Origin of the sequence: Psychrobacter sp. AOP7-B1-24 (assembly GCF_052376215.1) — a bacterium.
Lineage (GTDB): Bacteria > Pseudomonadota > Gammaproteobacteria > Pseudomonadales > Moraxellaceae > Psychrobacter.
The window spans coordinates 1-1051 of sequence record NZ_JBQSVL010000181.1; the positions used below are offsets into that span (position 1 = coordinate 1).

Annotated in this window: 2 protein-coding genes; both read left to right on the forward strand. The window is 37.7% G+C overall.

Annotated features, from left to right (window positions below; translation table 11 throughout):
• Window positions 1-608: hypothetical protein (locus tag ACT3QP_RS14865; protein ID WP_444526036.1), on the forward strand; the 608-nt coding region annotated here is incomplete at its 5' end.
• Window positions 609-691: 83 nt separating this feature from the next.
• A complete protein-coding gene (locus ACT3QP_RS14870) occupies window positions 692-1027 on the forward strand; it encodes a hypothetical protein (RefSeq protein WP_444526037.1) in 336 nt (111 codons plus the stop codon).
• The last annotated feature ends 24 nt before the right edge of the window (window positions 1028-1051 follow it).

Below are 1051 nucleotides of genomic sequence, written 5' to 3' on the forward strand. Positions count from 1 at the left end.
ATTTAAGTGAAGAGGGTGAAGTATTTACGACTGGATTAAGAACGACTCAAACGGGAATTCTAGGTATTGAACCCAAGAGGAACGATAGAGGTGAACTATATTACCCACCTAATAAAGTAGAACTTCCAAGTAAAGCAGTGAGTTTAGCAGATAGTAATGGCAGAGTAGTATTACTTGATAATGGTTCAGTTTATAGCTGGGGAAATAGTGTAAACGGTGAAACTGCACAGGGTACAACAAGTAAAGATTTTTCAGTGCCAACAAAAATACAAGGTCTGAATAAAGTTGTTGCTATTAGTGATAGTGCTGCAAATACAGTAAATGGAAAACTATTTATTTGGGGAGCATATGCGACTCGTTCAAATAATGGTATTTCGATGAATTATTATACTAACCCTATAGAAATAATGAATAATATTCATGTTAATCAGTTTGTAAGAGGAAATAGTTTTCATGGGTTTATTGATAATAACGGATATGCATGGTTCTGGGGCAACAATAGATACGGAGAGAAAGGCACTGGGAAAGTTCAGACTGAAGAGTATATAACCAAAGAAAAATTACTCGTTCCTGAAAAATCACTATTTAATATTCACGCTAACAAGTAACTAACTTTAAAATTAAGAAGGCTCACTATTAGAGAAAACATCACATGACCATAAAATCCTTCCTCAAACCCCTGATACTAGCCTTGTGCCTACTACCGTTATCATCTTGTAGCTCATTATTTAAGCCCAAAACCATGACCATTGAATATGATGAAGAGGTCAAGCTGCATGATGGCGAGATGATATGGGTACATATTACTCGGCATTACATAGAAGGGGGCGGTAAAGAGATTTCTGAGATGTTTCGTGGAGGCGGCAAGAATGTCATTCCTACGCACGTTGAGATTAGCTGGGATACGGGTTTTGAGGGGGTGGGGCGAAAGTCGGTGTTTTTTAAGGAATCAGTAACTATCATAGATAAGTATAATGACAAATGGTATGTAGTTGGTAGACTCCCAACGTATGCTGAACCAGAGTGAGCTATGCTGAAGAAACCGTACAAC